Below are 20,531 nucleotides of genomic sequence, written 5' to 3' on the forward strand. Positions count from 1 at the left end.
TGTACGAGTTAATGCAACAACTCGTCTGTACGAGTTTGCATCCGTGGATGAACGTCAGAAAAACGCGGATTCTTCCTACTCTGACCTAAGATGTTTTCCTTCGTCCGCATGGACAAACCCCTACCCTGCCCTTAAGGTTCGGGGTTTTGAGCACCGTCGGCACAGAGTCCAGCCATGAGCAAGTACAACCAGATCTACAGCGATTTGCTTGCCAGTATCACCACCCAGCGCCTGGAGCGCGGCGCCCGGCTGCCTTCCGAAACCGAACTGATGGACACCTATCAGGCCAGCCGTGGCACGGTGCGCAAGGCCATCGACCAGTTGCAGGAGCGCGGTTTCGCTCAGAAGATTCACGGCAAAGGCGCGTTCGTGCTGTCGACCAACCCGATCGAATTCCAGCTCGGCGGCATCGTCAGTTTTCAGGAGACCCACCCGCGACTGGGCAACGACGTCAGCACCGAAGTGGTCGAGATGTGTCAGGTGCCGCTTGAAGGTGCATTGCTTGAACATATCAATGCCGAACCCGGCAGCCCGATCACCCGGATCAAGCGGGTACGGCGCATCGACGGCAAACGCGTCATCCTCGACATCAACCACTTCGTCAGCGACGTGATCCCCGACCTGTCAGCAGACATCGCCGAACATTCGATCTACGCCCACATAGAACAGACCCTGCAACTGCAGATCGCCTACGCCCAGCGCACCATCGAAGCCGTACCGTCCAGCAAGGACGACCAACAACACCTGGACCTCGACGGCCAGAGCCATGTCATCGTGGTCAGCAACCAGACCTTCCTGCAGGACGGCCGCCAGTTCGAGTACACCGAATCGCGGCATACGCTGGACAAGTTCTATTTTTCGGATGTGGCGCGGCGCTGACGTTCGCCAACAGGCGAGCCCATTTCAAAATATGTGATTCGCTGACAAGCCGCGATGACCTCCGGTAGTATGCCGCCGTGGCTATGGAACACCTTCCTTCTATCCTCCATGAACTAGGGGTTCCGCTCTCCACACCGCGCCTGCTTATTGCAGGCGTTTTCGTATCGATTGCACAGGTGAGCTTCAGCTCACTGGAAACGGCGACCAAGGAAGAAATCATGATGAATCAGGAGCTGTTCCTGCGGCGCCGTACAAAACTTCACGTCCCTGCCGGCTCTGGCGGAGCCACACGCGCGCAGGTCGCATCAGCGGTCAAAGAAGTCGCGGCGTTTCGATATGTACTCTCTGAACCGCTGATCGAGCGAATCGGCATGCTCTCTGCGGTCGAACTCAAGAATTGGCTGCGTGAAGTCATTCGAGTCCTGCGGCGTCGCAGCGGTGCTCATGTACATCACCGACCGTTTTATCCTGACTTCCCCCATCAGGTCCTCGAAGCGACAGAGGCGGAGTTGTATCTCAACGCCGTCATTCACTACCACACACTTCGGCGCCTGCCACCCAGCGAACAGGTTCGGCCAGCCATGCTTGAAGGCAACTTCATCCATTGGGTTATCGAACCCGGAAGTGTCAGCGAGTTCGAGGCATTGCTGGAGCCGCTGGTCTCATCGCGCACCTCGCTGTCCGAAGAGGAAGCCGCGGATGTCACTTGGTTTATCCGAACTTACAGAAACGACGTGTTCCGTCTGCTGCCCGATACCATCCCGTTCCGCGAGATTCGCGCGCTGGTCGGCGGCGCGCTGATCCTGCATATCGGTGACGATGCCCGGATCGAGGAATTCCTTGAGCAAAATGTCGAAACGGCAACGGACGTGCTACGCGTGGCGATCGCACTGCATGGTGGAGACGTGTCGCTGGCGACAGCGCAGACGCGCTTTCGCAAACTGAAACGTTCGATGCGGCGCAAGCTGTTGCGCCTGCTCGACCGCACGCCCAACGCTACGGAAGATGTGATGCGCCAGGCCGAACGCTGGAAACGCCTGGCCGAAGTCCTGCATCCAGGCGATTACGCTGAGAAGTATCCGCGAGCATTTGCGGCCATCACCGCAGCGCGACGCAATGATCCGCCGGCCTCGTTCGGGTCGCGTGTCGAAACCATGCTTGCCCAACGCCAGATCGCCGCGCTTACGCCGGTGCTGCAGGATCGTCCCGGAGAATTCGCGCGCCGTCTGGACGTGATGTTACGGCGTGCCACAGAACCGGACGCGGTGCTCGACGCCTTTGCGGCTGTCGCGGCGCAAGTGTCCTCACCTGTGCTGCTGCAATTGCTGGCCCAGGTAAATGCCCCGCGCCCCCTGCCCTTGCGGGCGTTCACACCTAAAGGAGCACTGGCGAAAGTCTTCGGTACTGCTGATCGTCGAGAGTCGATCGCACCGCAGGTATTGGCACGTGCCGCACAGATTTGCGAGAACGCCCTGATCGCGCGTTTCACGTTGCTGCCACCACTGGGGCGTTGTTTCATCGATCCGGCGTTGCGCGAATACCGGGTGCCACTGGCACAGCGCGCCGCAGCGAAGTCGCTGCGAACACTGGTACGCGGCAGTCGGTTGCCAATGCCGGACACGCGATTCATTCGCCTGTTCCTGTGGTGGAAGAATGGTCGTGACCGCACGGACATCGACTTGTCCGCCGCCTTCTTCGACACCGACTTCGTCTTCAAAGAAGCGATCGCCTATTACAACCTCAAAGGTTATGGCGGTTACCACAGCGGCGACATCGTCGACGCGCCCAACGGCGCCTCCGAATTCATCGACCTCGACATTGATGTTCTCGTCAAAAAAGGCGTCCGCTATGTCGTCACGTCCCTCAATTCGTTTACCTGGCAGCCATATTGCGACCTTCCTGAGTGCTTCGCGGGCTGGATGGCCCGTGCCGACGCTGCATCGGGGGAAGTGTTCGAGCCTCGCTCCGTGGTTGACCGCATCGATATCGCCTCCGACACGTGTATCTGTCTGCCCTTCGTGATGGACCTGCAGGAACGACGCATGATCTGGGCCGATCTGGGTCTTACTTCATCGCCCCGCTGGAATAACGTCGATAACAACCTCAGCGGGGTATCGCTGATGCTGCGCGCCTTGGTGCATACACCACGGCCGGATCTGCACACGCTTTTCGATTTGCATGTGCGGGCACGCGGCGAACGAGTGGCCTCTGCAGACCAAGCGCAGACGGTGTTCGCGCCTCAGCAAGGGGTGACGCCGTTCGATACCGATCTTATTCGATCTCAATATCTTTGATATCTGCGACAGAATTCGCGCATCTTCAATAGCGCAATATGCGGTAACTGGATAGCACCCTCCCCTCAAGCACATTGTTCATCCTCGACCTTTGTGTCTCAAGGATGAACACCCCATGACCGCTCCCGAACGCCGTCTGCTACCAAACGCAGCGGACAAGACTGTCCTCAAAGCCATCGCTGCAACCATCGTGAGGACCTGCCCGAGCCTGTTGGATGCGGCCCGGCAAGTCGCCAATGAACTGCTGGCGAACAAACATCTGTCCGCACTCGATCCTGACAAAGTCTATTTCCATCGTTTCAAAACGGCACAGAGCAACATGCTGAGCTTTACCGGTTGGGAACATGCGCTGGAAAAGCCTTACGAAACGCTCACCCTCACGCAGTTGGTGATCCATCGCTTTCGCGCGACCGATCAAGACAACGCAGACCTGCTCGGCCTTTACTGCGGCTTCTATTCGGATGGTCCACAAGCGGAGAACTTCAATCAGAGCAATGAAGTCCGATTGCTTGGCAGCGATGTGCTGAAAGCGTTCTGGGAAGTTGACTTCAGCACGCGCTATATCGGGCAATTGACGAAGTTCTGGCAAACCTCTGCGGATGATTTCCGTGCCTTGGCCAAGTGCAATTTCCTCAGTCAGGCGGTGCAGGCGTTGCAGCAGGGTGACCTGGATGGCGCTGATTTTCAGCGCGTCGTTGATTCGGTAATCGGCCCAATTACCTGGCCTGTCACTCTGCAAATGCTGCGCGCGACCTACCCGGTCGGCACCGCAGTACGCGCGCTGGATCTGGATGGTCACGTCGCCACCAGTGTGCTGCGCCTTGTGGAGGACAGTGGCCGGCAGACCCTTTACCTGCCAGGCGAAGCCCAGGCCTTTCGCTTGATGGAAAGTGAAGCGGATCTGCACTGGTGGCTGCTTGAGCAGATGCATTCAGACGCCAGACGCACGGGATTTCTCAAGCATTTCCCGCTGGCTGACAGCAATCGCATCACCGAGAATCTCACCGACCTGATGAATCGCCTGGTGAGTACCTGGGGCCACAGCGATCACCGCATGGTCAACCGCAGCAACGTTGCGATCACGGGTGACGCGTTCACCTGGACAAGCGAGTCGACACACAGCCGCATGATTGCCGAGGCGCATCTGGTACTGACTTCCAACAGTGAGCTGCGCAAAAAACTCTGGATAGGTTATTTGAGTGCCGGCCTGAAAGTATTCGGCCCGATGGCGGCAGTGGGCTGGCCTGTGGCGTTACCGTTGATTGGCGCCGGCATCGCCAACATGGGCCTGAATATTGATCAGGCCATCAACAGCACTACAGCCACCGAGCGCAGGGCTGGCGTCGTCGGCGCAGTGTTCAATAGCATCGAAATTCTCTTCGATGTCCCGTTTCTGATTGGCACTGGTGCGCAACTGGAGGTGGGTCCGCAGGTCGAGTTCGCCGAAGCTGAAGAAATGCTCGGGCTGATCGAGTTGACGTCGGCTGACACGCCCTTTTTGCCGCCTGTGGAACCACCGCCCGTCACGGCGATTGCAGAGGAGACTGATGAACTGACAAATGAAATTGCCAGCGAATCGACATTCGTCACTTCCACCGAGCACTTGAGCATGGCTGCCGCACGGCGAGGTACGTCCTTCCCAGAGATTCCTGCCAGGTACCGATGCAACGAGTTACTCGCACAACGTTCCATGGAGGCAACCCCGGGAAAATATGAGGGCATTTATCGCCTGGCCAAAGAGCCAGGCTATGCCATCGAAATGGCTGGCAACGCGTACTACGTGCGCTATTTTGCGGCATCCGCAGAACGTGGAAACTGGGCCATCATCAATCCCGAGCGACCCAATCAATTCGCTTATTCGTTGCCGGTACGCTTTGGTAATGGCGGCAAGTGGGAACGCATGCCGGCGCTGCGTCTGCGCGGCGGCGGCCAGTGCGTGGGCAAGGCATGTGTGCTGGACGTTGAACTGACTTCGACCCCGCCGCCAACTACGCCCTCGGCTGAGCTGCCAGTGGTTGAACCTGTTTCACCGGTCGCGTTTCCGCTACGTCTGGTTACTCCCCTCGACGATACCGTCGGGATGGACATGGCGAAAATGAAAAGATGGGCAATGAACCTGCCCGAGACTTTTGCGGAGGCGCCCGGCGCAAATCGTAACGACCAATCAACCGCCGATGTGTATGCGGCCTACTTTCGCGACAGACGCACGGTGCTGCTGAACGAGGCCAAAGAGTTTTATTCGGAACTGCAATGGACCAATCTGCCCGCCCGCCCGGCGATTCCGCTAATCGATCAAGAGATGCCAACAGAAACGCTGATTGATCGCATCTTCGCCAATACCAATGGGCTGGTTGTCGGTGAAACCCTCGATCGCATCGCCAGCATGCGTTTCATGATCGAAAACATGCCTGCGTTCGCCCGGCATATCAAAACCCTGTACGTCCGTGACTTGCTGAGTGATTTTGCCCAGGCAGATCTCAATGAATTCCATATATCGGGAGAAATGACTGAAGATCTTCGAACTTACCTGTCCAGTCTGGGGACCGACCCTGATGAACGATTCAACATCCTGGAGCTGATCAAAGCGGCCCAAGCCAATGGCATCCGGACTCACGGCCTTGACGCCGCGCACAGTTACAAACTTCAGATACCGCTCACTTCTATCGAAGAGCAGATGATCCACGCCCGCCTCACCTCACAAATCATGTGGGGTGACGATCTGCTCAACAGACCAGGCAAATGGGTGGCGCTGGTCGATGCCACGAACACCAACACCTTCCGAAATTTGCCCGGCGTCAGCGAACTCAGGGGCGGCATTGGTTTACGGATTGAAGAAGTCTCGCCCAACGAAGTGGCGGGCGTCAGTATTGATCCAGGTCTGGAAATCGCTCGCGGCCCGTTTGATAACGGCGCATCGACGCGCAATTCATTCGACGTGCTTTTTGCCGACCTGAGATTGCAGGTGGACGCACCTTCGCCACAATGGACCGCGCCGATACAGGAAAGGCTTCTGCATCGCAACGGCATGTTTCTGATTGAGAAAACCGAGAACAACGCATTCACGCTGGTGCGTCGCAACAGCGCCAGCACCATTGTTCGAACAACGGTAAATCGTGGACCGGACGGCCAGTTCTACATCTGGGCTCAAGCGATGCCTCGTATCAACGGCATCATGTTTCGCGACATCGCCGCGCTGGCCCAGCGCCTGATTGAGATCGGCCTGACCCTGCAAAGTCGCCTGCCGACCTGACTTTTTCGAAACCAGGAAACGAAAAACCCTTGGCTTGGAGCCAAGGTTTTTTTGTTAGCCAACCGCTGCGGTATTACTCCCGCGCAATTAGCAAATGAAGACCCATTATAAAAAACAGTGCAATTGCCTGATCAGACTACGGCGAATCGAGCCAGCGAGCACGAACGGCGCTCCTAGTGAGAAGCCTGACTTTGAGAAGCCCTGAAGCAGGAGTAAAGAATGTCTGCGAAATCATGCTCGTTGATCTCGCCGGTAACCAAATCCCTGACGGCATCAGCCAGCAGATCGTTGTCCAGGGTTATTTCATAATCATTGAGCGAGAGATATTCCAAGCCGACGGCAAGCCCGGTGCGCTTGTTGGCATCAGGCAATGCATGGCCCTGCGCGATGCTGGCAGTGTATTTGGCAGCAATTTCAAATACATCGTCGAGGCCGTTATAGGCTATCGCATTGTCGATTCTGGCGAGCGCGCCTTGCAAGATCGGAATATTCACCCGCCCTTTCATGCCGGGCTCGGTAGTCAAGATCTGAGTGTTTATTTCAATGACTCGCTCAAATGGAAAGTGGATCAATTCCATTACATGTCAGCCAGCTTCTTAAAAGTCTTCTGGTGAGTTCTGAGAACCAGTTTCGTTTCTGAGTAAACGATCTGCTTACCCTGGTCGCCTCCCAAGTCCAGCTTCTTGGTGGCTTTGATTTTTGGCCTCTCTACTATGGATACTCCATAGGTGTTCAGCTTGTGATTCATCGATTTTTACCCCAGACGAGTTGATCAATTTCTGCTCATAAAGTAGCACAGTCGAAAGACTGGCACACCGAGGCATCTTCGACGTGGTGCTCCGGTAGCCAGCGGCATCGTCGCTACGCCAGCGCCCATTCAGCACAAGCATTGGTGACAGAAAAACACTTCAAGTGGTTGTGCGCCGACCACCCAACGGCAAATACAAAAAAGCCCGCAACTCAGCGGGCTTCTTTGTCAGTCAGTACAGGCCCTCAGGCGCAGAATCACTCCCACTCAATCGTCGCCGGCGGCTTGCTCGACACGTCGTAAGTAACGCGCGAGATGCCTTCGATTTCGTTGATGATGCGGCCGGAAACGGTTTCCAGCAGTTCGTAAGGCAGGTGCGCCCAACGTGCGGTCATGAAGTCGATGGTTTCCACGGCACGCAGGGCCACGACCCAGGCGTAACGGCGGCCATCACCGACCACGCCGACCGATTTGACTGGCTGGAATACTACGAACGCCTGGCTGACCTTGTGGTACCAGTCGGCCTTGCGCAGTTCTTCGATGAAGATGTGGTCGGCGCGACGCAGCAGGTCGGCGTATTCCTTTTTCACTTCACCGAGGATGCGCACGCCCAGGCCCGGGCCCGGGAACGGGTGACGGTAGACCATGTCGTACGGCAGGCCGAGTTCCAGGCCCAGACGACGGACTTCGTCCTTGAACAGTTCGCGCAGGGGCTCGACCAGTTTCAGGTTCATTTCTTCCGGCAGGCCGCCCACGTTGTGGTGCGACTTGATCACGTGGGCCTTGCCGCTTTTCGCGCCAGCCGACTCGATCACGTCCGGGTAGATGGTGCCCTGAGCGAGGTACTTGATGTTGTCCAGCTTGCAGGATTCGGCATCGAACACGTCGATGAAGGTGCGGCCGATGATCTTGCGCTTCTTCTCCGGGTCGGCTTCGCCGGCCAGGTTGTTGAGGAACTGCTCCTCAGCGTTGGCGCGGATCACCTTGACGCCCATGTTCTCGGCGAACATGGCCATCACTTGCTCGCCTTCGTGCAGACGCAGCAGGCCGTTGTCGACGAAGACGCAGGTCAGCTGATCGCCGATGGCCTTGTGCAGCAGCGCGGCAACCACCGAGGAGTCAACGCCGCCGGACAGGCCCAGCAGCACGTTGTCGGTGCCGACCTGGGCGCGGATGTTGGCGATGGCGTCTTCAGCGATCTTCGACGGCGTCCACAGGGCTTCACAGCCGCAGATGTCGAGCACGAAGCGCGACAGGATGCGACCGCCCTGCTTGGTGTGGGTCACTTCCGGGTGGAACTGCACGCCGTAGTAAGCGCGGTCGTCGTTGAACATACCGGCGATCGGGCAGCTCGGGGTGCTGGCGAGGATGTGGAAGTCTTCCGGCATCCTGGTGACTTTGTCACCGTGGCTCATCCACACGTCGAGGCCGAACAGGCCGTCGGCGTCGATGTGGTCTTCGATGCCGTCGAGCAGGCGACTCTTGCCGACCACGTCAACGCGGGCGTAACCGAACTCACGCAGTTCGGAACCTTCCACCTTGCCGCCCAGTTGCTCGGCCATGGTCTGCATGCCATAGCAGATGCCGAATACCGGAACGCCCAGATCGAACACCGCCTGCGGGCAGCGCGGGCTGTTGGCTTCGTGCACGGACTCGGGGCCGCCGGCGAGGATGACGCCTTTAGGGGCGAATTCGCGGATCGCATCTTCGTCCATGTCGAACGGGTGCAGTTCGCAGTACACGCCGATCTCGCGCACGCGGCGGGCAATCAGCTGGGTGTATTGCGAACCGAAGTCGAGGATCAGGATGCGGTGAGCGTGAATGTCGAGGGCCATGACTCATTCTCATGTAGTGAATCAGAAACAACTCGGGGCTGAATGAACAGCCCCGGTGATTTAACGTTTTGCTGGAAGCCTCAACCTACGCGGTAGTTTGGCGCTTCCTTGGTGATCTGCACGTCGTGAACGTGGGACTCGGCCATGCCGGCACCGGTGATCCGCACGAACTCGGGCTTGGTGCGCATTTCTTCGATGTTGGCGCTGCCGGTGTAACCCATCGAGGAACGCAGACCGCCCATCAACTGGTGAATGATCGCGCTCAGGGTGCCTTTGTACGGCACACGGCCTTCGATGCCTTCCGGAACCAGTTTCTCGGCGCCTGCCGAGGAGTCCTGGAAGTAACGGTCGGACGAGCCTTGAGCCTGGGACATGGCGCCCAGCGAACCCATGCCGCGATAAGCCTTGTACGAACGACCCTGGAACAGTTCGATCTCGCCCGGGGCTTCTTCGGTACCGGCGAACATCGAGCCCATCATCACGCAGGACGCACCGGCCACGATGGCCTTGGACAGGTCACCGGAGAAACGGATACCGCCGTCGGCGATCAACGGCACGCCGGTGCCTTCAAGGGCGGCGGCGACGTTGGCGATGGCGCTGATTTGCGGCACGCCGACACCGGCGACGATACGGGTGGTGCAGATCGAGCCAGGGCCGATACCGACCTTGACTGCGTCAGCGCCGGCTTCGGCCAATGCCTTGGCGGCAGCGCCGGTGGCGATGTTGCCGCCGATCACCTGCACTTCAGGGAAGTTCTCTTTGACCCAGCGTACGCGGTCGATCACGCCTTTGGAGTGACCGTGTGCGGTGTCGACCACCACCACGTCCACGCCGGCGTTGACCAGTGCGGTCACGCGATCGCCGGTGTCTTTACCGGTGCCGACCGCAGCGCCAACGCGCAGACGACCTTGATCGTCCTTGCTGGCCAGCGGATAGGCTTTGGCTTTTTCGATGTCGTTGACGGTCATCATGCCTTTGAGGGCGAATTTGTCGTCGACGATCAGCACGCGCTCGATGCGGTGCTTGTGCAGCAGTTCACGCACGTCGTTCTTGTCGGCACCTTCCTTGACCGTGACCAGACGCTCTTTAGGCGTCATCACTTCGCGGACAGTGGCTTCCAGACGGTTTTCGAAACGTACGTCGCGGGAGGTGACGATGCCGACCAGGTCGCCATCGTGCAGGACCGGAACGCCGGAAATGTTGTGCAGACGGGTCAGTTCGAACAGATCACGCACCGTGGCATCGGCCTCGATGGTGATGGGATCCTTGACCACACCGGCTTCGAACTTCTTGACCTTGCGCACTTCGGCAGCTTGCTGCTCGATGGTCATGTTCTTGTGGATAATGCCGATGCCACCTTCCTGAGCCATGGCGATTGCCAGACGGGCTTCAGTAACGGTGTCCATGGCGGCAGAAACCAGAGGAATATTCAGTTCGATGCCACGGGTAAGACGGGTCTTGAGACTGACTTCGTTGGGAAGCACCTCGGAATAACCGGGCACTAGGAGAATGTCGTCGAATGTCAGAGCTTCTTGGCTGATACGCAGCATCGCGGGGGCTCCCGAGCGGGAAAATGGAAGCGCGCCATTATAGTCAGACACCCCCTGCTGTTCAATGTAAAACTCAGCCTAATTGAAAGATGGAAAAGCCCGGCCCTACAGCTCCACCTTGACCCAAGAGACAGGTTGATCGAGCCAATCGGCGAACTCGTCGATAAAGCTCTGCTTGAACCCCGCCTCCAGCCAATTATTGAAAATGAAACCGAGGTTGGAAAACGCGCACTCCTGCAAAAACAGGAAGCCGTTGATGTCGTCCTCATGCCCGCATTCGGGGCAGGTGAAATTGTCGGTGCGACCTGGAAACCAGTCTTCAAGACTTTCGAACAGCGCCTCACCCACTTCGCGGCGGCACTCGGCGCAACCAGCCTCCTCGAGAAAACCTTTGGCCGGGGTGTAGATGCAGCGCTTGGTGACGATCTCCAGGCCGTTGATCGGTTCGCCGAACGGCAGCGCTTCGGGGTACAGCACCACAGCGCGAGCACCGTCGGCGATGGCGTGGGCCATGCGGTTGCCGGCCCGGCCGCAGGTGGTCAATTGTTCTTCGATGATGTTCTTGCGCACCAGCCAGCGCACGATCGCCCGCGCCCGGGGCTCGTGCACCGGCAGGGTGGAGATTTTCGGGACGATGATGCTTTGCGAGTTCATGGGAAATCCTGCGGTGTGACTTCTGACGACTTCGCGAGCAAGCTCGCTCCCACAGAGATTGCATGCCAATGTGGTAGCGAGCTTGCTCGCGAAGAGGCCCTGAAGGCCGGCAGCTTAATCCCTGAAGAAATCCGGTCAAGTGCTGAAATAGCGCACGATCAACGCGATGCCGCTGGCCAGCACCAGCCACGTGACCAGGCGCACAAACGCCTCGCGCGACAATCTCATGGTCAAGCGCCGGCCGATCCACAAGCCCAGCGCCATCGCCGGCAACAGACACAGCGCCAGCATCAATAAGGGTAGCTCGGCATACACACCGGCGATGACAAACAGACTCAAGCGCACCACGGTGCTGCAACTGATCAACGCACTTTGCGTGGCCCGCGCCGCGTCCTTGGGCAGGCGGCTATTCAGATAGATCGCGTAAAGAAAGCCGCCACTGCCAAACAACGCGCCGAACAACCCGCCCACTGTGCCCATCGGCACCGCCCACGCTGCCGACAACTGTGCCGGCCGCGCTTTCACCCACAGGCTGTAAACCGCATAGGCGCTGATAAACAGCCCCATCAACAGCAGTAACAGATCGGATTTCAGATTCAGCAGGAAGATCACCCCCAACGTGCAGCCGATCGCCATGCACGGCAGCAGCCTGAGCAATTCCGGCTTGGCGACGTCGCGCCGCGAGGGCAGCAGATTGCCGAATGCCGCGACGAAATCCAGCAGCACCAGCAGCGGCACGATTTTCGACAGTGGCATGAACAGGATCAGCATCGGCCCTGCGACCAGCGCCGTGCCGAAACCGGCGATGCCGAATACGATGTAGGCCAAGGCAATGGCCACCCCGATGACCGCCCAACCGCCCGCGCCCCACGACCACGTCCCCAACAGCTCCATCATGCTCATCGTCCGCATGCTTTATAAGACGCGCTGACTGTAGCCAGTAGCGGGCAGCACGACCAGATATCAAATTGATCCCATGTGGGAGCGAGCCTGCTCGCGAAGGCGGAGTGTCATTCCCCGTTGTTGTCCGCTGACACAATGCTTTCGCGAGCAGGCTCGCTCCCACAGGGTTTTGTGCGGTGTCATGGTGATTGGCGGGCAAATGCCTTTAAACTGCGCCCCATGATTAAAGATCCCTTTGCAAGACTTGGCCTGGACCGTGAAGTCCTGACCGTCAGCCAGCTCAACGGCCGCGCGCGGGTGTTGCTTGAAGACGTGTTCAGCAACATCTGGGTCGAAGGCGAAATCTCCAACCTCGCACGTCCGGCGTCCGGCCACGTCTACTTCACCCTCAAGGACAGCGGCGCGCAGGTGCGTTGCGCGTTGTTCCGGCAGAACGCCGCCCGCGTGCGCCAAGCGTTGAAGGACGGTCTGGCGGTCAAGGTGCGCGGCAAGGTTTCGCTGTTCGAAGGCCGTGGCGACTATCAGCTGATCCTCGACACCGTGGAGCCGGCCGGTGACGGCGCGCTGCGTCTGGCCTTCGATGCACTGAAGGAAAAGCTCAGCGCTGAAGGCCTGTTCAGTGCCGAACGCAAAGTGCCGCTGCCCGCGCATCCGCAGCGCATCGGCATCATCAGTTCGCCAACCGGCGCGGTGATTCGCGACATCATCAGCGTATTCCGCCGCCGTGCGCCGCAGGTGCAACTGACCCTGATTCCGACTGCCGTACAGGGCCGCGAGGCCCCCGCGCAAATCGTCCGCGCGCTGAAAATGGCCGATGCCCGTGGCTTCGACGCGCTGATCCTCGCCCGTGGCGGCGGCTCGCTGGAGGACCTCTGGTGCTTCAACGAGGAAGCGGTGGCGCGTGCGGTCGATGCCTGTGTCACGCCGATCGTCAGCGCCGTGGGCCATGAAACCGATGTATCGATCAGCGACTTCGTTGCCGACGTCCGCGCACCAACACCCTCGGCCGCCGCCGAACTGCTCGCCCCGGATTCCAGCCATCTGATCCGTCAGGTCGAGAGCCTGCACCGGCGTCTGGTGATGCGCATGCGTGATCGTTTGATGCGTGATCGCCTGCGTCTGGAAGGCATGGCGCGACGGTTGCGCCATCCCGACGAGCGTCTGCGCCAGCAGGCGCAACGTCTGGACGATCTGGACATGCGCATGCGCCGCGCTTTCGAGCGCAGCCTCAATACCCGCCGCGAACGCCTGATCCGTCTGGAAACCCGTCTCGCCGGGCAACATCCGGGGCGCCAACTGGCGATGCTTCGCCAGCGCCTCGACAGTCTTGCCGAACGCCTGCCCCGGGCCATGCGCGATGCTCTGAAACAGCGTCGGCAGCAATTGCACAGTCAGATGCAGACCCTGCACGTGGTCAGCCCATTGGCGACTCTCGGCCGTGGTTACAGCATTCTGCTCGACGAGCGTGGCCACGCGATTCGCAATGCTGCGCAGACCCACACCGGCCAGCGTCTGAAAGCCAAGCTCGGCGAAGGCGAACTGCAAGTGCGCGTCGAGGACAATCACCTGACGCCCGTCACCCTCTCTTTACTGGACTGATCCATGCCGCGTTTTCTCGCTTCGCTGCTGTTGCTCTGCCTGACCTTCAACGCCCACGCCGACAGTTACATCACCCGGCTGCTGAACAAACCGGTGCCGGGCGGCGTTGCCGTGGTGAATCTGGGCACTGCCACGCAGGCGCCGAAAGCTACTTATCAAGGCAAACCGGTGCTGGTGGTCAAAGAGCAGAACAACTGGTTGGCGATCGTTGGCGTACCGCTGACGGTCAAGCCCGGCGTGCAGCAGATCAGCAGTGGCGGGCGTAACCTGCCGTTTACCGTGGGCAGCAAGAAATACCCGGAACAGCACATCACTTTGAAGAACAAACAGCAGGTTAATCCGAACGCCGACAACCTCAAGCGCATTGAAGGCGAACTGGCGGAACAGATCGCGGCTTACCGCAGTTTCAGCCCGAACACGCCGAGCAATCTGCTGCTGGACAAACCGGTCAACGGGCCGCTGTCGAGCAAGTTTGGCGTGCGTCGTTTCTTCAATGGCGAAGAACGTAATCCTCATGCCGGTCTCGATTTCGCAGTGCCCGCGGGCACGCCCATCAAGACTCCGGCGGCGGGCAAGGTGATTCTGATCGGCAATTACTTCTTCAACGGCAACACGGTGTTTGTTGACCACGGCCAAGGCTTTATCAGCATGTTCTGCCATATGTCGAAGATCGACGTGAAGAACGGCCAGCAACTGGCCCGTGGCGCAGTGGTCGGCAAAGTCGGCGCGACTGGCCGGGCAACCGGGCCGCATATGCACTGGAACGTCAGCCTGAATGACGCGCGGGTGGATCCGGCGATTTTCATTGGTGCCTTCCAACCTTGAGTATGTGTTGAGGCGACCGGCCTCTTCGCGAGCAGGCTCGCTCCCACACTGGATCTTATTCACAACAAAGATCCCCTGTGGGAGCGAGCCTGCTCGCGAAGGCGGCCTATAAAACACCGCAATACTCAATGAATCTCCAAAAACTTAATTGCGCCCCAATCTAGCCCCACGCAAACATCAACAACTTCCACCGCCTTAAGCGCAATAAATTCCTGCAAAATCCCGCTTTCCGGGTATTCCTCTCAATTTTTTCCGACTGCTTGCCATCCTTTCCCCTCGCGGTTAGGGTTGAAGCCATGAAAACCTCTCACACCCTCATTCAGCTTCGCCAGCACCGCAGCCTGTGCCTCGTCAGCGCACGACTGCCAGGCTGAATCGCTGCGCCTCGTCCCACGCTTTTCCAAGAACATTCGTTCAACCGGCAGGCCGCCTCTTTTCGGCCCAGACAACAAGGAATTTCCCGATGAGCATGCTCAAAGACCCGTCTTCGAAATACCGCGCGTTTCCCGTCATCAACCTGCCTGATCGCACCTGGCCGTCGAAGACCATCGACGCCGCGCCGATCTGGTGCAGCTCCGACCTGCGTGACGGCAACCAGTCGCTGATCGAGCCAATGGACGCGGCGAAGAAGCTGCGCTTCTGGAAAACCCTGGTGCAAGTCGGTGTGAAGGAAATCGAAGCATCGTTCCCCGCCGCGTCGCAAACCGACTTCGACTTCGTGCGTACCCTGATCGAAGAAGGCCACATCCCCGACGACACCACCATTCAGGTGCTGACCCAGGGCCGTGAAGACCTGATCGAGCGCACTTTCGAATCCCTGCGCGGGGCGAAGAAAGCCATCGTTCACCTGTACAACGCCACCTCGCCTTCTTTCCGTCGCATCGTCTTCAACCAGGACAAGGACGGCATCAAGGCCATCGCGGTCAACGCTGCCAAGCTGTTCGTCAAATACGCAGCCATGCAGCCGGAAACCGAGTGGACTTTCGAATACTCGCCGGAAACCTTCAGCGCTACCGAGCTGGAATTCGCCAAGGAAGTCTGCGACGCCGTGATCGAGGTGTGGAACCCGACGCCTGAGCACAAGATGATCCTCAACCTGCCGGCCACGGTTGAATGCGCGACGCCGAACGTTTACGCCGACCAGATCGAGTGGTTCGGTCGCAACATCAACCGTCGTGACAGCGTGATCATCAGCCTGCACACCCACAACGACCGTGGCACCGGCGTCGCGGCCACCGAGCTGGGCCTGATGGCCGGCGCCGATCGCGTCGAAGGCTGCCTGTTCGGCAACGGCGAACGCACCGGTAACGTCGACCTCGTCACCGTCGCGCTGAACATGTACACCCAGGGCGTCGACCCTGAGCTGGACTTCTCCGACATCGACGGCGTGCGCAAAGTTGTCGAAGAGTGCAACCAGATCCAGGTGCACCCGCGTCATCCGTACGTTGGCGACCTGGTGCACACCGCGTTCTCCGGCTCGCACCAGGATGCAATCCGCAAGGGCTTCGCCCAGCAGAAACCGGACACCCTGTGGGAAGTGCCGTACCTGCCGATCGACCCGGCCGACATCGGTCGCAGCTACGAGGCGGTGATCCGCGTCAACAGCCAGTCGGGCAAGGGCGGCATCGCTTACTTGCTGGAGCAGGAATACGGCATCAGCCTGCCACGGCGCATGCAGATCGAGTTCAGCCAGGTCGTACAGCGTGAGACCGATCGCCTGGGCCTGGAGATGACCGCCAAGCAGATTCACTCGCTGTTGATCAGCGAATACCTGCAGGCCAACACCCCGTACGCGTTGGTCAGCCATCGTTTGCAGGAAGAGAACGGCAACAGCGCCGTCGAAGTCGAAGTAGCCAGCAAAGGTCAGGGCGAAACCAACCTGCACTGGCGCGGCAAGGGCAACGGCGCGCTGGAAGCACTGGTCGCCGGCCTGCCGATTCCGGTGGAAATCATGGACTACAACGAACACGCGATCGGCGCGGGCACCAATGCCAAAGCAGCGGCCTATATCGAACTGCGAGTGAACGGTGAACGTGCGGTGCACGGCGTGGGTATCGATGAAAACATCACCACCGCCAGCTTCAAGGCATTGTTCAGCGCGCTGAACCGCTCGTTGAGCCAGCCAGAGGCGAAAGCGGCGTAATCGACCGCTGAAATGCGAAAGGCCCCGGAGTGTGAACTCCGGGGCCTTTTTTTGCCTACAGCTTTCTGGCTGACTTTTATGGCCCTTTCGCGAGCAGGCTCGCTCCCACATGTGGAATGCATTTCCCTGTGGGAGCGAGCCTGCTCGCGAAGGCGTCCTGACAGGCGCTGGGAGTATCAGGTGAACTCAAACGTGTCGGCATCCAGGTTCGCCGGAAAGCGCTCGCGATACGCCGCCAACGGCGCCGCTTCCAGAATCACCTTGAACACACCATCCGCCTCCCCCGCCGCCAGCAACGTCTCGCCCTGGAAATCCAGCACCTGACTGTCGCCGGTATAGGCGAAGCCTTTGCCATCGCTGCCCACCCGATTTACCGCTGCCACGTAGCAGAGATTTTCAATCGCTCGTGCCGGCAGCAGGCGGTTCCAGTGCAGACGCCGTGCGCCCGGCCAATTGGCGGTGTACAGCAGCAGATCGGTGTCCTGCGCGTCCCTGCTCCACACCGGGAAGCGCAGGTCGTAGCAGATCAGCGGACGAATCCGCCAACCCTTGAGCTCGAACTGCACCTGCCGCTCGCCGGGCGTGTAATGGTTGTGCTCGCCGGCCATGCGGAACAGGTGACGCTTGTCGTAATGCAGCACTTCGCCGTCCGGCCGCGCCCAGAGCAAGCGGTTGCGATGGCTGCCGTCGGCCGCCTGAATGATCACGCTGCCAGTGATGACCGCATCGAACTTGGCCGCCTGCGCCCGCAGCCATTTGCTGGTCGGGCCGTTTTCGGCTTCGGCGAGGGTTTCCGATTCCATCGAGAATCCGGTGGTGAACATCTCCGGCAGGATGATCAGATCGGCGCCCCGGGCCTGCTCCAGCAGCAGCTCGAAATGCTCGAGGTTGGCCTGGCGGTCGTGCCAGGCCAGGCTGGTCTGGATCAACGCCAGAGTCAGGTCTGGCAATGCACTCAGATCACGCATAGTTTCGCCGCCGCTTCACGCAGCGTCTCCTCGCGTTTGGCAAAGCACAGGCGTATCAGGCGCTGGCCCTGCGGTGGATTCTGGTAGAACACCGACACCGGAATGCTCGCGACACCGTGCTCGCGAGTCATCCATATGGCCATTTCGACATCATTCAGATCAGGACGGATCTGCGAATAATCGACCAATTGGAAATAAGTGCCGGTGACTCGGGTAAAACTGAAGCGCGACGGCGCGAGCAGATCGCAGAACAGATCGCGCTTGGCCTGATAGAAACCCGGCAGCTCTTCAACGTGCTCCGGGTGCTCGGCCATGTAATCGGCCAGCGCGTATTGCAGCGGTGTGACGCCACAGAAACTGACGTACTGATGCACCTTGCGCAATTCGGCCGTCAGCGCTGGCGGTGCGACGACATAGCCGGTTTTCCAGCCGGTGACGTGGTACGTCTTGCCGAACGAGCTGACCACGAACGCGCGCTGATACAGCTCTTCATGGGCCAGCACGCTGACATGCGGCACGCCGTCGAAAACCAAGTGCTCGTAGACTTCGTCGCTGATCAGATAGATGTCGCGATCACGGATCAACGCCGCCAGTTGATCGAGCTCGGCGCGGCTGATCAATGCGCCGCTCGGGTTGTGCGGGGTGTTGATGACGATCATTTTCGTCCGCGGGCTCAGGGCCGCAGCGAGCTGGTCGAAATCGATGGAGAAATCGACCGGATTCAGTTGTACATGCACGCAACGACCACCCGCCAACTCCGTTGCCGGTGCGTAGCTGTCGTAGCACGGATCGAAGACGATGACTTCGTCGCCGCTGTGGATAACGGCCTGAATCGCGCAGAAGATCGCCTGGGTCGCGCCGGGCGTTACCGTCACTTCATGATCGGCATCGACAGTCACGCCGTAGCTGCGGGCGATCTTGGCCGCGATCTGCTGACGCAATGCCGGCAAACCGGTCATCGGCGAATACTGGTTATGGCCACTGGCGATATGCCGCCCGACCGCATCACGCAACGACTGCGGGCCGTCGAAATCCGGGAAACCCTGGGACAGGTTGATCGCGCCGGTCTGCGCCGCGAGCTGAGACATCTGCGTGAAAATAGTGATGCCGACATTCGGCAGCTTGCTGGTGATCATCGGGGGTTCTCTGCTCAACACCCGGCTCTGACGACGGCGCGGGAGAGCCCGAGGATAGCCCATCCGGCGCCCATAAAAAAAGGGCGCCAAACGGCGCCCTTCTCTCATTGAACAAACCCAATCCCCTCACCACGAAAGCCCCACACAAAATTGTGCAGGGCCTCGGATCACTTCTTGTCGCGGCGCTTCTTGCTGGCTTTCTTGTTGTGCGACATCAAGCGACGCTTCTTGTTGACCTGGCGGTCGGTCAGCGTGTTCTTGTTGCCTTCGTACGGGTTCTCGCCGCCCTTGAACTCGATGCGGATCGGCGTACCAACCAGCTTCAGCACACGACGGTAAGTGTTCTCCAGATAGCGCACATACGACTTCGGCACTTTCTCGATCTGGTTACCGTGGATCACGATGATCGGCGGGTTCGCACCACCCAAGTGAGCGTAACGCAGCTTGATCCGGCGGTTGTTGACCATCGGTGGCGCGTGCTCGCCCACCGCATCTTCGAGAATCTGGGTGAGGCGGTTGGTAGGCCAGCGGGTAACCGCGGACTTGAACGAGTTCTGCACCGAAGCGTAGAGGTTGCCCACGCCCGTGCCGTGCAGGGCCGAGATGAAGTGAATGTCGGCGTAGTCGACGAAGAACAGCCGGCGTTGCAGCTCGACTTTGACGAAGTCGCGTTCGCTCGGCGTCATGCCGTCCCACTTGTTGATCGCGATGACCAGCGCACGACCGGATTCGATCGCGAAGCCCAGCAGGTTCAGGTCGTGATCGACCACACCCTCGCGGGCGTCCATCACGAAGATCACCACGTTGGCGTCTTTGATCGCCTGCAGGGTTTTGACCACGGAGAATTTTTCGACTTCTTCGTGGATCTTGCCGCGCTTGCGCACACCGGCGGTGTCGATCAGCGTGTACTTCTCTTCATTGCGCTCGAACGGAATGTAGATGCTGTCGCGGGTGGTGCCCGGCTGGTCATACACGATGACCCGGTCTTCACCGAGCATGCGGTTGACCAGGGTCGACTTGCCGACGTTCGGACGACCGATGATGGCAATCTTGATCCCGTCTTTTTCGCTCGGACCAGGAATACGCTTGGCTTCCTCGCCTTCGGCAACGACTTCTTCCTCTTCGCCTTCAGCCGGCTCGTCATCATCGCGCGGGAATTCGCTCAGAGCGGCTTCCAGCAATTGCGTGATGCCACGGCCGTGGGCGCCGGCGATCGGGATCGCGTGGCCCATGCCCAGCGGGGCGAATTCGGCGCGGGCCATTTCCGGGTCGATGTTGTCGACCTTGTTGGCGACCACGTGGGAACGCTTGTTACGTTTGCGCAAATGCTCGGCGATCATCTGGTCGGCAGCGGTAAAACCGGCCTTGGCATCTACCAGAAACAGCACCACATCGGCTTCTTCGATGGCCAGCAGCGACTGCTCGGCCATTTTTTCGTCCATACCATGTTCGTCACCGGAGATACCGCCGGTGTCGATCAGAATGTAGGAACGCCCTTGCCACTTGGCCTCACCGTACTGGCGATCACGGGTCAGACCGGACAGGTCGCCGACGATGGCGTCACGCGTCCTGGTCAGGCGGTTGAACAAGGTGGACTTGCCGACGTTCGGTCGGCCCACCAGGGCGATTACGGGAACCATGCGGCTCTCCACTTCGTTATTTCAGAAAATACAAAAGCCGCTGCGAGGCAGCGGCTGGTGCTCGGGGCAACACCCGGGGGCGCTGCAAACCCTGCTGATGCAGGGCC

Annotated in this window: 14 protein-coding genes; 6 read left to right on the forward strand and 8 right to left on the reverse strand. The window is 59.4% G+C overall.

The window, feature by feature from the left end; all coding sequences use genetic code 11:
* Positions 1-174 precede the first annotated feature (174 nt).
* The 3 genes from treR (at position 175) to OC605_RS24665 (ending at position 6,423) form a co-directional block, all read left to right on the forward strand.
* Positions 175-879, forward strand: a complete 705-nt coding sequence (gene treR, locus OC605_RS24655; RefSeq protein ID WP_016773346.1) for a trehalose operon repressor — start codon at positions 175-177, stop codon at positions 877-879.
* Between the two features lie 83 nt (positions 880-962).
* The gene (locus OC605_RS24660; RefSeq protein WP_262140156.1) at positions 963-3,173 is read left to right on the forward strand and encodes a TerD family protein; all 2,211 of its coding nucleotides are present in this window, start codon (positions 963-965) and stop codon (positions 3,171-3,173) included.
* Between the two features lie 115 nt (positions 3,174-3,288).
* Positions 3,289-6,423, forward strand: a complete 3,135-nt coding sequence (locus OC605_RS24665) for a membrane-targeted effector domain-containing toxin (protein WP_262140060.1) — start codon at positions 3,289-3,291, stop codon at positions 6,421-6,423.
* A 173-nt stretch (positions 6,424-6,596) separates the two neighbouring features.
* Here OC605_RS24665 and OC605_RS24670 read toward each other — a convergent pair whose 3' ends face one another.
* From OC605_RS24670 to OC605_RS24695, 5 genes are all read right to left on the reverse strand, one after another.
* Positions 6,597-7,001 carry a type II toxin-antitoxin system death-on-curing family toxin gene (locus tag OC605_RS24670; RefSeq protein WP_262140062.1) on the reverse strand — a complete coding sequence of 135 codons (405 nt, stop codon included), beginning with the start codon at positions 6,999-7,001 and terminating at the stop codon, positions 6,597-6,599.
* Between the two features lie 427 nt (positions 7,002-7,428).
* Positions 7,429-9,006 (reverse strand): glutamine-hydrolyzing GMP synthase, encoded by a 1,578-nt coding sequence (gene guaA / locus OC605_RS24680; RefSeq protein ID WP_123444230.1) that lies wholly within the window; start codon positions 9,004-9,006, stop codon positions 7,429-7,431.
* An 80-nt stretch (positions 9,007-9,086) separates the two neighbouring features.
* Complete coding sequence (gene guaB / locus OC605_RS24685; protein WP_016773343.1) at positions 9,087-10,556, reverse strand: IMP dehydrogenase; 1,470 nt, start codon at positions 10,554-10,556, stop codon at positions 9,087-9,089.
* A 105-nt stretch (positions 10,557-10,661) separates the two neighbouring features.
* Positions 10,662-11,210 (reverse strand): sugar ABC transporter ATPase, encoded by a 549-nt coding sequence (locus tag OC605_RS24690; protein ID WP_186569499.1) that lies wholly within the window; start codon positions 11,208-11,210, stop codon positions 10,662-10,664.
* Between the two features lie 135 nt (positions 11,211-11,345).
* The gene (locus OC605_RS24695; protein WP_125925681.1) at positions 11,346-12,113 is read right to left on the reverse strand and encodes a sulfite exporter TauE/SafE family protein; all 768 of its coding nucleotides are present in this window, start codon (positions 12,111-12,113) and stop codon (positions 11,346-11,348) included.
* A gap of 219 nt (positions 12,114-12,332) precedes the next feature.
* On the opposite strand from OC605_RS24695, the gene xseA reads away from it, so the two are divergent.
* The 3 genes from xseA (at position 12,333) to leuA (ending at position 16,680) form a co-directional block, all read left to right on the forward strand.
* Positions 12,333-13,712, forward strand: a complete 1,380-nt coding sequence (gene xseA / locus OC605_RS24700; protein WP_262140068.1) for an exodeoxyribonuclease VII large subunit — start codon at positions 12,333-12,335, stop codon at positions 13,710-13,712.
* 3 nt (positions 13,713-13,715) lie between these two features.
* Positions 13,716-14,537, forward strand: a complete 822-nt coding sequence (locus tag OC605_RS24705; protein WP_197892771.1) for a peptidoglycan DD-metalloendopeptidase family protein — start codon at positions 13,716-13,718, stop codon at positions 14,535-14,537.
* A gap of 463 nt (positions 14,538-15,000) precedes the next feature.
* Positions 15,001-16,680 carry a 2-isopropylmalate synthase gene (gene leuA, locus OC605_RS24710; protein WP_016773339.1) on the forward strand — a complete coding sequence of 560 codons (1,680 nt, stop codon included), beginning with the start codon at positions 15,001-15,003 and terminating at the stop codon, positions 16,678-16,680.
* Positions 16,681-16,856: 176 nt separating this feature from the next.
* Here the strand turns inward: leuA and OC605_RS24715 are convergent, their stop codons facing one another.
* The 3 genes from OC605_RS24715 to der all read right to left on the reverse strand — a co-directional run bounded on the left by OC605_RS24715 (position 16,857) and on the right by der (position 20,424).
* The gene (locus OC605_RS24715; RefSeq protein ID WP_024014208.1) at positions 16,857-17,648 is read right to left on the reverse strand and encodes an amidohydrolase; all 792 of its coding nucleotides are present in this window, start codon (positions 17,646-17,648) and stop codon (positions 16,857-16,859) included.
* The gene (locus OC605_RS24720) at positions 17,636-18,784 is read right to left on the reverse strand and encodes a pyridoxal phosphate-dependent aminotransferase (RefSeq protein ID WP_262140071.1); all 1,149 of its coding nucleotides are present in this window, start codon (positions 18,782-18,784) and stop codon (positions 17,636-17,638) included. Before OC605_RS24720 ends, OC605_RS24715 begins: the two co-directional genes overlap by 13 nt.
* Positions 18,785-18,951: 167 nt before the next feature.
* Positions 18,952-20,424, reverse strand: a complete 1,473-nt coding sequence (der, locus tag OC605_RS24725; protein WP_024014210.1) for a ribosome biogenesis GTPase Der — start codon at positions 20,422-20,424, stop codon at positions 18,952-18,954.
* Between the last annotated feature and the right edge of the window lie 107 nt (positions 20,425-20,531).

It is taken from the genome of Pseudomonas sp. Marseille-Q5117 (assembly GCF_946901175.1).
In the GTDB taxonomy this organism is placed as follows: domain Bacteria; phylum Pseudomonadota; class Gammaproteobacteria; order Pseudomonadales; family Pseudomonadaceae; genus Aquipseudomonas; species Aquipseudomonas iranensis.